The organism is Halanaerocella petrolearia, from assembly GCF_054657875.1.
This window is the reverse complement of the sequence record NZ_BAAHXW010000001.1, coordinates 417,888-433,521: the sequence shown is the minus strand read 5'-3', so window position 1 is coordinate 433,521 and position 15,634 is coordinate 417,888. Positions and strand designations below refer to the sequence as shown.

The window sequence follows — 15,634 nt, the reverse complement described above, 5'->3', positions numbered from 1 at the left end:
TAGGATATACTAAAATTAAAGTAATTATAGGAGGTATTATATGAAATTAGATAGCCAAGATAAGAAAGAAGTTCTAGCTCCTGATTTGACCTATCAAGAAGAGTTAGAATATACTGAATTAAGTCCCTTTGAGATAACTGATGTCTTAAAAGAAATAGCTAATAAAGCTTGCCAAAGAATTAAAGCTAAAGGAGACAACTGTCAAGTTTTAAATTCAGGAAGAGGAAATCCTAATTTTTTAAATGTGATAACTAGAAAAGCTTTTGCTAAGTTAGTTTTATTTTCTACAGAAATGGCAGATCAGGCAGCTGATGAAGACTCATTGGGCTTTCGACCAGAAAGAAAAGAGATAGCTAGAAGATTAGAAGATTATTTAAAGCAAGATCAAAGCCAAGAAACACAGTTTTTAAAACAAGCCCTGATTTATGCTCAAGAAGAGTTTGATTTTGCTGTTGACGATTTTATCTTCGAATTAGTAGATGCTGCTTTAGGTGATTTTTATCCAAAGCCGCCTCGAATTTTACCTAATATAAGTCAGGTTATTGATGCTTATTTAACTGATATATTAATGCCTGATAATAGACCAGCAGGAGAGTTTAATCTTTTTGCTACTGAAGGCGCAACTGAAGCTATGGTTTATTCATTTGCTTCTCTTAAAGAGAATGGAATTATTGAACCAGGAGATTATATTGCAACTGTAACTCCTATCTTTGCCCCTTACTTAGAGATTCCAGAATTAGAAGAGTATGAGTTAGTAAATGTCGAAATTAAAGAAGATGAAGAGATGAACTGGCAGATTCCAGATCATGAGTTGAGCAAGTTAGAAGATGAAAGAATTAAGATACTCTATTTAGTTAATCCTACTAATCCAACTTCAGTAGGAATTCAGAAAGAGACAATTGATAAGATTGCGCAGTTAGTAAGAACTAAAAGACAAGATTTAATTATTTTAACTGATACAGTTTATGCCACCTTTGTTGATGAATTCCATTCTTTAGTCAGTGAAATACCAAAGAATACTATATGTATCTACTCTTATTCTAAATATTTTGGAGTAACAGGCTGGAGATTAGGAGTAATTATGCTCCATGAAGATAATATAATTGATGAACTGATTAGTCAACTTCCTAAAGAAAGAAAGGAAGGGTTACAAGAAAGGTATAGTATTATCTCTACTGATCCAGAAGCGATTAAGTTTATAGATCGCTTAGAAGTAGATAGTCGAGATGTAGCTTTGGCCCATACAGGAGGTCTTTCATGTCCTCAACAGTGTATTATGTCTATTCTCTCTTTATTTGAGTTAATGGATCATCAGAAAGAATATAAACAGATGATAGAGAATATATTAGATCATCGAATTCAGAATTTATATAGTGCCTTCCCAGAAGACTATTTATATCTCACAGGTGCTAATACAACCCATTATTATGATTTGATTAATATTACTGATTTAGCCAAAGAAGAGTATGGAGTAGATTTTGCAGATTATTTAGTCAATAACTTTTTAGGTCTGGATTTTATTATTAAATTAGCTGCTGAACAAGCAATTGTCTGTCTGCCAGGGTCAGGTTTTGATGGGCCAGAATGGACGCTACGAGTTTCACTAGCTAATCTGCATAGTAAAGATTATTTGCAGATTGGTGAGGCGATTATGGATACTTTAAATGATTATTACGAGTATTATCAATCGTTAACTATAGACTGATAATCTAGAACATTGCTCCCTCTTTGGAATATAATGTAATAAATAATGAAAAGGAGGGAGAATAAATGGATGATTTTATGATTATTTAATTAGTCAAGCTCCTAATCAGAAAGAGAAAGGTATTATAACAAGTATTAAGGAAGATGAATTAAAACATTTTGAGATGTTTAGAGAGGTCTATAGGGATATTACTGGTAGAAATCCAGTTCCCTTAGGTGAAGAAGACTATGAAGAGCCTGAAAGTTATCTAGCTGGAATTGAAGAGGCTCTATTTGGAGAATTGGCTGCAGTCGAAATCTATCGTCAGCTCTATTATGGCTTAAAAACTCGAAAGCATAGAGATATGCTATTTGAGATTATTACTGATGAGTTAAAACATTCTGGTAAGTATAACTTTATTTATACGAGAAACTATTGTAGCATACTCTCATTGAAGGTATGCTATTTCTTGTAAAAGTGTAGATATATTGTGTCACTTTCAGTGACACAGCTGTGAGCTATCTGCTATGTGCTATCAGCCAGTTCAAAACCTTTAAATTCAAAACTAAATTCTTACAATACCTGCATTTCAAGAGTTTGATATGTATTTATGATTTTGAACTTGATTTAGCTCATCCTACAAGTTTCAAAGAAACTCTTCGTGATAAAGACCATCTACACATAGCAGACGGCTGATAGCCGTGGCACGATAGTGCCACTTAATATCAATAACATTTTCTTAGTAGAGAGTATACTTAACTTATTCTACATATTAAATTCTCCTAATAAGTGATTAATAAACTGCTGAGCTGTCCTTCCTGAACGACTATTTTGCCACATTGCCCATTGTTTAGCTCTCTTTTCTATATCCTCTTTAGGTAATGAGATATCATGTCTTTTGGCTAGTTCTGTTACAATCTCTAAATAATCATTTTGGTTAGGAGAATCATATCTAATCTTGATTCCAAAGCGATCGGCTAAAGATAGTTTTTCTTCTAAGGCATCACTAGTATGAACTTCTCCTGTCTCTTCATTTCTATCTGCCCAACTTTCTTTAATTAGATGTCGACGATTAGAAGTAGCATAAAAGAGAATATTATCAGGCTTAACTGTCATTCTTCCTTCTAAGACAGCTTTAAGATATTTATAGTCTGTTTCAAAATCAGCAAAGGATAGATCGTCTAAAAAGATAATAAAGTATAATCCTCTACTATTAAGAAAATCTAGGATATTAGGTAATTCTTTTATCTGATCTTTGGTAATTTCAATTAGGCGTACCCCTTGTTCTTTATATTTGTTGAGTAAAGCCTTAATAGAGGAGGATTTTCCAGTGCCTTTGGCACCATAAAGTAGTATATTATTAGTTGGCTGATTCTGTAATAGTCTTTTAGTATTATTAACTAGTTTTTCTTGTTGTTTCTGATAACCAATTAAATCCGAAAAATTAACTGGATCAGGATACTTAATAGGTACTAATCCTTCACTAGACCACCGAAATGAATAAAATAGGCCTAACTTCCCAGCTCCTTGAGAATAGTGGTTAATTATTTTATTTGTTAGTTTTTTTCTGTCTTTTGTTTCTAAAAAGGCTTTACTTAATTGCTGTATCCTTTTAGAATAATAACTAGAGCTAGGATTATTATTGGTAGTTTGAAAATTATTAATAAATTTTAGTGAATCGAATCTTAGTTGATTAGCAATGCTAGTTAGATCAAATTGATATAGGTGTTGTAAGATCTTTATGTCATGAAGAGCAGCTTGATATAAACTATTACTAGTATTAAAATTAGTTTTTATTTCTTCGCTAGTCAGACTAAAGGAATTTTGGCTAGTAGTAATTAGATAGGAAAGATAATTATGCCACAGGTTACCTTCTAATTTTCTGTTTGTTGTATGGTTGATAAGCTGGTGGCAGATTTGATGAAATAATTTGGTTTTCTGGTGATAATTCTTAGTAGTATCTTCTGAAATTAGTTTGCGAAACTTTTTAATTAAATCATCTTCTAACAGGTCACGGTAGATAACTAATTGATCCAACTTTAGATTAAGCTTATTAAAGTGAGACATTGTTATCAACTCCATTCCTATTTATAACACAATTGTATATTTATTTTAACACAAATATTCTTTCTTTGCTAGTTAAGTGGAGGGGAAAAGATGAAACAATTAGAGAAATTGGATAATAGATTATTGGATTTAGCAATTGAAGAGTGGCAGAAAATAAGAAGTGAATTACCTACAATAGAACAACAGCAGTATTTTAATTATCGACAGGATATCTGGGAATATTTTATTGACTTATTTGAAGTGTCAGTAGCCCAAGATATTAAAGAAGACTATCAAGAGTATATCTGTGATTGGTTACGAAATTATCTAGTAGATGAGTATTCATTAGAAGCTGGTAATAATACTGTACAGGAGTTTGTTTTTCATTGGGCTGAAAATAGAAGGTTGAAGTTCAAAGTTTGTCTACATTATTTAGAACAACTAGGGAAGTCTTTACATTATTATCGCTATCATATAACTGATTTTATTATTCGGTTACAGAAGTTAGATCGAGAAGAATTATTGCAGATAATCAATAAGTATCGCAATCAAGATAAGGTAAAGCAGATTCGTTATCAGATAGCTAGATCTATTTTGAATGATAATTTCTCTTTTTCTAAATTAGAGGCGATAAAAGAAGAGGTTAGTAGGCAGTATAGTAAAGATATTCTCCATTCTTGGTCAGACTTTAGTATTTTATTTCAGATTTATTATAATCAGTATCAGGGCCAAGTTCAAAAGTTATTACAGGAGTTGGCTACTATTTTAGTTGAAGAACTGAAGAAAAGAAGAAGTAATCTACATTTAAGAATTAAACTGGCTGACTTTACTTGGAATAATTATTTTGGTAGTGATAATTGCTGGTTAGCTTTATATCCAACTAATAAGTCTTCTCACCAAGAAGCAGCTCAGTTATTTTTAAAAGTTACTCGAGGAGAAAAGATTGAGTATGGGTTGGCTATAGGTGATAGAGTCAAAGGTTCTTTTGAGTCAGACTTAGAGCAGCAGGACACTACAGAAGAGACAACTTTAGATATGGTAGTTGATAAGCTAGATGTAGTTGTAAATAAGTTTAAAGAGATTAATGGATTAAAAGAAGAGGAAAATGAGATTGAATTAAATAAAACTGTTGATTTTACTCAAGAGTTAAAGATAGAAAAATTATACTTTCCACCAGATTATAAGAAGAGGCTACAGACTCAAATTCAGGCTGCTCTACAGAATGGAAAGCATATTATATTAGTTGGCCCGCCTGGAGTTGGGAAGTCACAGTTGGCTCAGGAGATCTGTGCTAACTATCAAGTTGAGTCAGAATTAGTAACCGCCAATACTGATTGGTCGACTTTTGATACTATTGGTGGCTATCAACCTGATGAAGATGGTAGATTAATCTTTGCTAGTGGTATCTTCTTAAACTGTTTTAAGGATAGTTTAAGTGGAGAAGCAACTAATAAATGGTTGATTATTGATGAAATTAACCGTACAGATATTGACCAAGCCTTTGGAAGTCTATTTTCAGCTTTAACAGGTCAGTCTATAACTTTAAGTTTTAAAGCTAAAAATGGTAAACAGATTAATCTCCGTCATCAACAAGAAGAAGAAAATCTATCTCAAGTGAAGCCAGAGGAGTATATAATCCCTAAAGATTGGCGCTTGATAGCTACTATGAATACCTTTGATAAGGCATCATTATATGAAATGAGTTATGCTTTCATGCGTCGCTTTGCTTTTATTTCTTTATCTATTCCTGATAATATTAGCTCACAGTTAGTTGCTAATTACTTGTCTTATTGGGAGATTGAAGATAGAAGTCACCTTCAAGAAGTGGCCCAAATATGGAGGCTAATAAACAACTATCAAAAGATTGGTCCCGCTTTAGTTAAGGATATTTATCAGTATTTAGTTACTACTGATGGAGATTATACGTCGGCTATTACTATGTATTTATTACCTCAGCTAGAGGGTCTATTGCCTAGAGAATTAGCTGAGTTTATAACTCAAGTAACTGATTTTAAGTTTATAAAGCAAGAAGAAGAGGTTAAGAGATTTGCTCAAGATTATTTTAAATTAGAAGGGAGTTTATAAACATGAAGACTCCACCACAGGATTTAGTAGCTGAGATAGCAGATGAATTAATTATTTATCTAAAAGCTGGTAAGTTAAATCCAAATCCATTTATTAAGCAGATCAATTTTCAACTAGAGAATTTAACAGAATTGTTACAAGTTCATTTTGTCTTACAGCAAGAAGTAATTGACTTTATAGACCAGCTCCCCCAACAATTAAATAGAATTAAAGGTTCTTGGCAGCAAGTAGATCAGCTGTTAACTAGAGAGATAAAAGGAAGAGTCAATTGGCAACAGACAATTAAAGAGCGTTATAAAACTAGTTGTAATAGTCAGAATAGATTTGTCTGCCAAGAGAAAAATAAGGATTATAATCTTAAAGAAAATATTGTGCTTAAGAAGTTGTTGAATATAATCGTTACTATTTTAGATGATGTAATAAGTATTAGAGAAGGAGATTATAAGTGGCTAGCAGATTGGATAGGAGATAAAGGGATTTATCAGCAGTTTAAAGAGGTATATCTTAATAATTCATATTTAAAGCAGATTAAGCAAGATCAGATAGAGGTTACAGATAGAATGATTAATAATGTTAAACAGAGTAGAAGGCCATTTTATCGCAGAGCAGCTAATCTATTAAGTTTGTATCAGAGCTTAATTAATTACAATTCTTGGGATGAAGATATAGAAGAGGAAGTAATTGAGTTATTACAGCAGACCTTTATTCAACCAGATAAGGTAGAGATATTATTTGAACTCTATTGGGTACTACGTCTGTTAAAATCAGAAACAGAAGAAGCAAGTCTACAGCTCTTACAACCTGATAATAGTCTAGTAGCAAGTTGGAAACAAGATAGTAAAGAGTATTCTTTATATCATGATGCAACTGGTTCTAAAAGATTATCTTGGCAGGTATCGTTACAAGAGGTAACTGATAGTGATAATAATTATTTAAAACAGAAGGTAGCTGCTTATAAGAAAAGAAGAAAGTTGGCCCGAGAGTTTTTTGGGAGTCAGATAACTGACAGTTATTGGTCAGGGCGACCAGATATCATATTAGAAGTAGTTGACGCAACTACAAATAAACTAGATAGGGTAGTAATTGGTGAAGTAAAGTATACTGCCAAAAAATCGACTGCTAGACAAGGATTAAAAGAGTTATTAGACTATATTGCACTGATTAAAACTGAAGATGATTATTTTAATAACCAGAAGTTGGATAAAGAAAAAGTTCAAGGGCTGTTATTATTAGATGATGTAAAATTAGAGAAGAGTGGCTTAGAAAATATTAATCTTTATAATAAGAAAGATAAGTTGGAACTGTTTTTATAATATTATTTATATCTTTAACTCATTTTTGGTATCCTAAAGATGAAATCTAATTTAGTTTGTAAGGAGGGCCAAAATTGAAAGTTACTAATGAAGAAGAACTAAACAACCTAATTCAACGGGTAAAAAGTGCTCAAGAAGAGTTTGCTAACTATTCTCAAGAAGAAGTAGATGAGATCTTCAAGAAGGCTGCTATAGCTGCCAATGATAAACGAATTGAATTGGCTAAATTAGCAGTTGAAGATACCGAAATGGGAGTTGTTGAAGATAAGGTAATAAAGAATCATTTTTCTGCTGAGTATATTTATAATAGATATAAAGATAATCAGACATGTGGTGTAATTGAAAAAGATGATTCTTATGGTATAAAAAAGATAGCCGAGCCAATTGGAGTCATTGCGGGGATAGTACCAGTTACTAATCCTACCTCCACAACTATCTTTAAATCATTGATAGCACTTAAGACTAGAAATGCAATTATATTTTCTCCACATCCTGGTGCTAGAAAATGTACTATAGAGGCTGCTAAGACAGTTTTAGAAGCAGCAGTAGAAGCAGGAGCGCCACGAGATATTATTGGCTGGATTGATGAGCCATCAATTGAACTATCTCAACAATTGATGCAACATGATGATATCAATATGATTTTAGCTACCGGTGGGCCAGGAATGGTAAAAGCAGCTTACTCCTCAGGTAAACCAGCTATTGGTGTAGGAGCTGGAAATACACCAGCAGTTATTGATGAAACAGCCCATATTAAGATGGCTGTCAGCTCTATTTTAATGAGTAAGACCTTTGATCATGGAGTTATCTGTGCCTCAGAACAGTCTGTTACTGTAGTGGATGAAGTTTATGATCAAGTTAAGCAGGAGTTTGATGATCGTGGGGCCTATATTCTATCTCCAAAAGAGAAAGAGAAGGTAGCTAATATATTAGTAGAGGATGGTAAAATAAATTCTAAAATTGTGGGCCAACCTGCCCATTACATTGCCAGTTTAGCAGGAGTAGATGTTCCTAAGAAGACTAAAGTATTGATAGCAGAGGTAGAAGATGTAGGAGTAGAAGAGCCTTTCTCTTATGAGAAGTTATCTCCTACTTTAGCTATGTATCGAGCTGATAAATTTAAAGATGGAGTGGCAAATGCAGTTGATTTAGTAAAGTTTGGTGGTATTGGACATACTTCTGTATTATATACTGACCAAATTAATGAAGATCGGATAGACTACTTTGATACGCAGATGAAAACAGGAAGAATCTTAATCAATATGCCTTCTTCGCAAGGAGCTATTGGTGATATCTATAACTTTAAACTTCAGCCGTCTCTAACCTTAGGTTGTGGTACTTGGGGAGGTAATTCTGTTAGTGAGAATGTAGGAGTTGAGCATCTACTAAATATAAAAACCTCTGCCCAAAGAAAAGAAAATATGCTATGGTTTAAAGTGCCTCAAGATATTTATTTTAAATATGGTTCTTTACCTATCGCCTTAACCGAATTAAAAGGCAAGGAGCGTGCTTTTGTAGTTACTGATCGTGAATTATATGATTTAGGATATGCTGAAGAGGTTACTGATGAGTTAGATAAGAATGATATTGATTTTAAAGTCTTTTCTGATGTAGAGCCAGACCCTACCTTAGATACTGTCGAGCAAGCTTTAGAGCAGATGAAAGGATATCAGCCTGACTTGATTATAGCTTTAGGTGGTGGATCACCAATGGATGCTGCTAAGATTATGTGGTTGCTATATGAGCATCCTGAAGCTGGGTTTAAAGAATTATCAATGACCTTTATGGATATTAGAAAGCGAATTTATGAGTTTCCAGAGTTAGGTAATAAAGCCAACTTAGTAGCTATTCCTACTACCTCTGGAACAGGTTCGGAAGTTACTCCCTTTGCTGTGGTAACTGATGATAAGACAGGAATTAAGTATCCTATTGCTGACTATGAATTGACACCTGATATGGCAATAGTTGATCCTGATTTAGTATTGAGTATGCCACCTAAGTTGACAGCTTACTCAGGGATTGATGCTTTAGTACATGCTATTGAAGCCTATACATCTGTTTTATCAAATGAATATACTAAAGGTCTTGCTTTAGAAGCTATTAGACTAGTCTTTAAGTATCTACCTCGTTCTTATCAGAATGGAGGAGATGATAGAAAGGCTAGGGCCAAAATGCACTATGCTGCTACTACAGCAGGTATGGCCTTTGCTAATGCTTTCTTAGGTGTTTGTCACTCAATGGCCCATAAACTTGGTTCTACCTTCCATCTACCTCATGGTCTAGCCAATGCCTTATTAATTGAACAGGTAATTAAGTATAATTCTAGTGATGTACCTTTAAAGCAGACTTCTTTTCCTCAGTACAGATATCCTTTAGGCAAAAGAAGATATGCTAAGATAGCTGATCACTTAAAGTTAGGTGGTAGTAGTGAAGAAGAAAAAGTTGAGTTATTGATTGAAGCTATTGCTCATCTAAAGCAGAAGATTGATATTCCAAGTAGTATTGCTGAAGCAGGAGTCAGTGAAAATGATTTTTATAGCCAGCTTGATGAGATGGCAGAATTAGCCTTTGATGATCAATGCACAGTAGCTAATCCAAGATATCCTCTAATTGATGAGATAAAGAGCTTATATATTAAGTCTTACAAAGGAGAAATTTAATCTTTAAGGGCCAGCTTTTTTTGCTGGCTCTTTTCTGTTATAATAATTAATTAGTATACTAACTTTTAAAGTTAAGCAGAAAGGATTGATTTAATGAATTTAGAAGGAATAAAAGAGTTACAGACAAATTCTTTTAGTAAGCATAAATTAAGGAGATTGATTAGTTCTTGGCCGATAGACTCAGAAACTGAAGAAGAGATAGAGATTGGTGATAAATATCAGGACAAGGTAGTTAAATGCCGTAAATTAGCTTTATATTTAGATGATGAAGGCGATAAATTACCTCTTTTTACTATTAAAATGGTTAAAAGAGATTGGCAGGCTATTAATCGATTTTTAAAGCAGTTTGATTACGCTCAGATGGTAGTTACTATTTATGATTCTAACAGTAGTAAGTGGTTCTTTTCTTTTGTAGATTTAGATTTTCCTAAGCCTCGAAGCTATTACTATTTGTTAGGCGAAAAAAAGATTGATGAATATTTTCAACAGGCAATAAGCAATTTAATAGCTAAAAGAAAACCTAAGATAACTGATTTTAGACAAACCTTTAGCCAAAATAGATTAGCTGATCAGTTTTTTACTCAAGCTATAGAATTAGTTGATAATCTAAAGCAAGAGTTAAAGGAGAAGGAAGATTCTTTGCAGTTGGCCCGGCAGGTAATATTACAGATAATAACTCTCAAGTTTTTAGAGGAGAAAGGATGGTTAGAGCAGTCTATAGGAGACTTATATCAAAAATCTACAACAGAAGATAAGAATTTATGGGCCAACTTCCTAGCTCCACTGCTAAAGAACTTAGTTCAGTTAGATAGAGTAGTTACTTGTCAGCTACCTAATGATATTTTAATAGAGATCTTAAATTTTTTAGATAATTATAACTTTAGTTTAGCAGAGAATACTCCTGAACAACAACAAGTAGCAATCACACCTCAGATTCTAAGTGATTTATATGAAGGATTATCATCTGAAGACAATCGTAAGCAACGAGGTGTCTTTTATACTCCACCAGAAATTGTCTATTATATGTGTCAAGAGGGTATAGTCAATTATCTAACTACCGAAGTGGCTGAATTAAATAAAGAAGAGATAGAAGAGTTAGTAACTCAAGGGTTAGTAACAAATGAACTGAAACCATACCTTAGTGAAATTGATGATAAATTGGCTCAGTTTAAAGTTTGTGATCCAGCCGTTGGTTCAGGTGCCTTTGCTGTAGGAATGCTACAGGCTATTACCCAAATCAGAAGAAACTTACAGCCTTGGTTAGATGATAGGAAAGATGATTATCAGATTAAGTTGACAGTAATTAGGAAAAGCCTATATGGTGTTGATCTTGATCTAGAAGCTACTGAAGTAACTAGATTAAGATTATGGCTATCCCTAGTAGCAGAAAAAGAAACAAGAGATTCTATAGTAGCTTATTCGAGCCTCCGTTATAAGTTTGTAACAGGTAATTCTTTATTAGAGATAGAGGATAATCTATTTAGCAGTGGTAGGCAAGAGATAAAAGAGTTGAAAGAAGATTATGTTCAAGCATCTGATGCTGAACGTAAAAAGTTGGCTGCTCAATTAGATGAAAAGTTGGCCCAATATACTGGAGAAGGTTTTTCCTTTTCATTTTATTTTCCAGAAGTATTTACTGAACAATCAGGTTTTGACTTAATTATTGGTAATCCTCCTTATGTAGGAGAAAAAGGACATAAGGAGTTGTTTCGTAAGATAAAAGAGTATGCTTTAGGGAAACATTATATAGGAAAGATGGATTTGTTTTACTTTTTCTTTCATTTAAGTCTTAATTTACTTAAGTCGCAAGGTCATTTAGTCTTAATTACGACTAATTATTATTTAAGAGCTACTAGAGCCAATAAGTTAAGAACAGATTTAAAACAACGAGGAACAATTAAGAAACTAATTAATTTTAACGAACTAAGGCTTTTTTCAGCGGCTATTGGTCAACATAATTTAATTACAGTAGCTATGAAAGGTGAAATAGATATTCCAGCTCAAACGGCAGTAGCTTATAGGAAAGGAATGGCTCAAGTTAAAATAGTAGCAGATATTTTATCTGGTTTAGATAATAAGACCAATTATTATTCTGTACCACAAGAGCTATTATATGAAGGTGAAAATAATTATTTAAGGTTAGAGACTGGAGAGCTAGAAAAAATATTGACTAAAGTTGAACAGCAAGGAGTTCAATTAGGTGATTTATGTAATATTAACCAAGGAATTGTTACCGGATGTGATAGAATATATAACCGTCATTTAAAGCAGTATGATCTTGATTTGCAAGCAGGCCGTGGAGTCTTTGTATTAGAGGAAGAAGAAGTAGACCAGTTAGACTTTAGCCAAGAGACTAACTTTTTTCTTAAACCTTGGTTTAAGAATTCAAATATAAAAAAATGGTTACCAGAGTTTAAGAATGATAATTATTTATTCTATCTTAATCACAATCTAAAGAATATTCCCGAAGAAATTAAATCTTATCTAACACCTGCTCAAGCAATACTCAAAGATAGAAGAGAAGTTAAGCGTAATTTAATTGATTGGTGGCAGTTACAGTGGCCTAGAGAAGAGAACATATTTACAGCACCTAAGATAGTTGCTCCTCAGAGAAGTAAAAGTAATATTTTTGCTTATACAGAAGAGAATTGGTATGCCAGTGCAGATGTCTATTTTATAACTCAATCGAATAGAGCAATTGATTTAAAGTATATATTGGCTCTACTAAATTCTAATCTTTATTATCTATGGTTGTATAGAAAGGGTAAGAAGAAAGGGAACTTATTAGAGTTATACCAAGGGCCACTAACTGAGATACCAATTAAGTTAATTTCACCAGCTAAGCAGAAATCTTTTATTAAAGAGTCAGAAAGAATGATGGGCAGACAAGAAGAGTTGTCTAATTTACAGGAGATTACTTGGCAAGGGTTATTACCAGTTACTACAGAGCAGATAAGCTTACAGGAATTAAGTAGTCAAATTAATCCAATTTATCAAGGGCGGGCTCGCAAGGTGCGTCAAATCAAGGCAGAAATTGATAATAAAAAAGTAATTATCTTTACTGCTAAGGCGAAAAAAGGTTGGTATCAAGTATTAGAACTAAAGTTTGAGACAACTTGTTTAGCTGAATATATTAAATATAATTTAGAAAATTTATCTGTAACTGATCTAGAAAGAATTAATTCTACTTTAGATGGCTGGCTAGTTGATAAAGTTAAGCAGATTAAATTACCTAAGTATAGTATAGAGCAGATAAATCGGTTAGTTAAGAAGTGGACTATTTTACAGCAGGAGATAAATAGATTAAAAGAAGAGTTAAATTCAGGTCAAGAAGAGATAAATGAATTAGTATATAATTTATATGACTTAACTGCTGAAGAGATTAAAGTAACAGAGAAAAAAAGAGAAGAAATGAAGGATTAGATTTATAAAACTTTAACTTGATGTTGACTTGTATAAATATACTATGTTATTATAGTATTGAAAATGAAATTTATTATCAATTAATTAAGTCTATAGCTTTGTTCAATAATAGGAGGCAGGTATTAGAGATGCTAGAGAGATTAAAATTAAAAAACTTAACTATCAGTAGCAAATATACAGTTGCAGTAGTCTTAACTGCAGTTTTATTTTTAGTATCAACAGGGATTATTTTTGGTTTATTATCAACAAATGTAAAGAAAGGATTGTATTTTTTAGAAAAAAGAGGTGCTAGTTCAATTGCAGTTGCAGAAATGAATTCTTTATTTAAAACTAAGAATCAACAAATAATAAAATATACATATTCTAACCAGCAGATTAATGATCAGGATTTAATTGATGAATTTAAAGAGAAAGAAGAGGATTTTAAAGAATTGATGAAAAAGATAGAACCGGTACTAGATACTCGAAAGCTAAAAGAATTATTTAATAGATTAAATAAGAATAATACTAAAATTAATAATATCTTCTTAAAGGAGATTATACCAGCTGTAAATAAAAATCAGAAGACTAAATATATTAAATCATTACAGAAGATAAATAAGTTAGAAGAGGATACATCATATTTATTGGGAAGATTTCAAAAAATATTTAATCAACAAAGACAGTTTACTATTCAAAAGGTAAAATCTAGTATAGGGTTTACACAGTTAACTTTAATTATTTCCATTATAATAGCAACTACTTTGGGAATTATAGTTACATTCTTTATTAGTAAGATTGTAAAGCGCAGCTTAAATCATGTTGTAGAAATTAGTGATCAAATTGCTAGTGGTAATCTACAGGTAGAAAAAATAGATTATAATGGTCAGGATGAAATAGGGAAATTAGCTACTAGCATTAATACTATGGTAGAGAATTTAAATAATATTATTGAAGATGTAATTAATGGTACAACAGATACTTCAGCAACTGCTCGGCAATTATTTGCTATTAGTCAACAATCTACAGCTTCTATAGAAGAAGTAGCTACTTCTGTTCAAGAATTTACTGTTAGCACTGACCAATTAAGTGAAGCTGCTCAAGACATGTCTCTAGTCACTGAAGAGGTAAATGATTTGGCTCAGAAAGGGTTGGAAGAGATGGAAGATACTAAAGTTGAAATGAATAATATAATTGATTCATCTCAAGATTCAATTGAAATAATTGATGAACTGAGTCAATCTACTCAAGCGATTGAAGATATGGTTAATGATATTTCTGATATTGCTGAGCAGACTAATTTATTGGCTTTAAATGCTACAATAGAGGCTGCTCGAGTTAGTTCTACTGGAAATAAGAATAGTAGAGGAGAACAGGGACATGGCTTTGCAGTGGTTGCAGAAGAAGTACGGAATTTAGCAGAAGAAACACAAGAGTCTGTAACTAATATTAAAGCTATGATTGATGAATTAGTTGTTAAGACTGAACAGGCTGTAGATAGTATTAAAGATAATAACTCTCAAATTGAAGTTGGATCCAATAAGCTAAATCAGACTGAAGGAGTATTTAATAATATAGTTGATAAGATTGAAATAGTTGTAGAAGGGATTCAGGAAGTCGTTTCTTCTAGTGAAGAGATAGCAGCAGGAAGTGAAGAGATTTCTGCTACTACTGATGAACAGTCATTAGCTATGCAAGAGTTGTCTGATTCTGCTCAGAATCTAGCTAATATAGCCCAAGAATTAAATCAGTCAGTTGAAGAATTTAAATTATAGAAAGATATATTTTCTGGAATAATAATGATGACTGTGTTAAAATTACTATAATCTTAATTAGAGTTTTTATTTAATTTCTAAGGAGGTATTAAAATGCCCCATAAATTTGATCCGAATAAGAAAGATAAATTACTTAGTGATAAAAGATATGAGATGTTGCCACCGCAAGGCACGTTACAAAAACTATTATTAGAAGTAGAAGATAGAGTTGCTGATATAGGTTCTGGAGTAGGTTTCTTCTCTCTACCAGCAGCTAAGATAGTAGGAGACAAAGGTAAGGTATACGCTATTGATATTGTTGAAGAAATGTTAACTGCATTAGATAGAAGAGCTAAAGAGGAAGAAATAGAGAATATTGAGTTGGTTAAAGGAAGTGAATATTCAGCAGAACTTGATAATGATTCTATTGATTTTATGTTAATCTCTAATGTAATTCATGAAGTTAAAGATAAAGAGAAATTTCTAACAGAATATTTAAGCAAATTAACTTCTAGTGGAAAGTTAGCAATTATTGATTGGAAGAAGAAAGATACTAATGAAGGGCCTCCTATAGACCATAGAATCAGTCAACAACAGGTAAGGGAGTTATTACAGAATATAGGTTTAGATGTAGTTAAAGAGGTTGATTTAAATTCTGGTCAATATGGCTTAGTAGGGAAAAGATAATAG

Annotated in this window: 9 protein-coding genes; 8 read left to right on the top strand and 1 reads right to left on the bottom strand. The window is 32.4% G+C overall.

All coding sequences use genetic code 11. From position 1 onward, the window contains the following. Window positions 1-40: 40 nt before the first annotated feature. Window positions 41-1,705, top strand: coding sequence for a bifunctional aspartate transaminase/aspartate 4-decarboxylase (locus ACYQ39_RS02275; protein ID WP_459840253.1), 1,665 nt, complete (start codon window positions 41-43; stop codon window positions 1,703-1,705). Window positions 1,706-1,868: 163 nt separating this feature from the next. Beyond that, complete coding sequence (locus tag ACYQ39_RS02270) at window positions 1,869-2,159, top strand: ferritin-like domain-containing protein (RefSeq protein ID WP_459840252.1); 291 nt, start codon at window positions 1,869-1,871, stop codon at window positions 2,157-2,159. A gap of 290 nt (window positions 2,160-2,449) precedes the next feature. Here the strand turns inward: ACYQ39_RS02270 and ACYQ39_RS02265 are convergent, their stop codons facing one another. Next, on the bottom strand, window positions 2,450-3,751 hold the full coding sequence (locus tag ACYQ39_RS02265; RefSeq protein ID WP_459840251.1) for an ATP-binding protein: 1,302 nt from the start codon (window positions 3,749-3,751) through the stop codon (window positions 2,450-2,452). Between the two features lie 90 nt (window positions 3,752-3,841). Between ACYQ39_RS02265 and ACYQ39_RS02260 the strand changes: the two genes are divergently transcribed. The 6 genes from ACYQ39_RS02260 to ACYQ39_RS02235 all read left to right on the top strand — a co-directional run bounded on the left by ACYQ39_RS02260 (window position 3,842) and on the right by ACYQ39_RS02235 (window position 15,631). Further along, window positions 3,842-5,815, top strand: a complete 1,974-nt coding sequence (locus ACYQ39_RS02260; RefSeq protein ID WP_459840250.1) for an AAA family ATPase — start codon at window positions 3,842-3,844, stop codon at window positions 5,813-5,815. Between the two features lie 2 nt (window positions 5,816-5,817). Continuing rightward, complete coding sequence (locus tag ACYQ39_RS02255; RefSeq protein ID WP_459840249.1) at window positions 5,818-7,128, top strand: hypothetical protein; 1,311 nt, start codon at window positions 5,818-5,820, stop codon at window positions 7,126-7,128. 74 nt (window positions 7,129-7,202) lie between these two features. Then, a complete protein-coding gene (adhE, locus tag ACYQ39_RS02250; protein ID WP_459840248.1) occupies window positions 7,203-9,788 on the top strand; it encodes a bifunctional acetaldehyde-CoA/alcohol dehydrogenase in 2,586 nt (861 codons plus the stop codon). A gap of 93 nt (window positions 9,789-9,881) precedes the next feature. After that, entirely contained in the window at window positions 9,882-13,211 is a 3,330-nt protein-coding gene (locus ACYQ39_RS02245) for an Eco57I restriction-modification methylase domain-containing protein (protein ID WP_459840247.1), read from the top strand. A 128-nt stretch (window positions 13,212-13,339) separates the two neighbouring features. After that, window positions 13,340-14,965: a methyl-accepting chemotaxis protein gene (locus ACYQ39_RS02240; RefSeq protein WP_459840246.1), complete on the top strand. Its 1,626-nt coding sequence runs from the start codon at window positions 13,340-13,342 to the stop codon at window positions 14,963-14,965. Between the two features lie 93 nt (window positions 14,966-15,058). Beyond that, window positions 15,059-15,631: a class I SAM-dependent methyltransferase gene (locus tag ACYQ39_RS02235; RefSeq protein WP_459840245.1), complete on the top strand. Its 573-nt coding sequence runs from the start codon at window positions 15,059-15,061 to the stop codon at window positions 15,629-15,631. Window positions 15,632-15,634 lie beyond the last annotated feature (3 nt).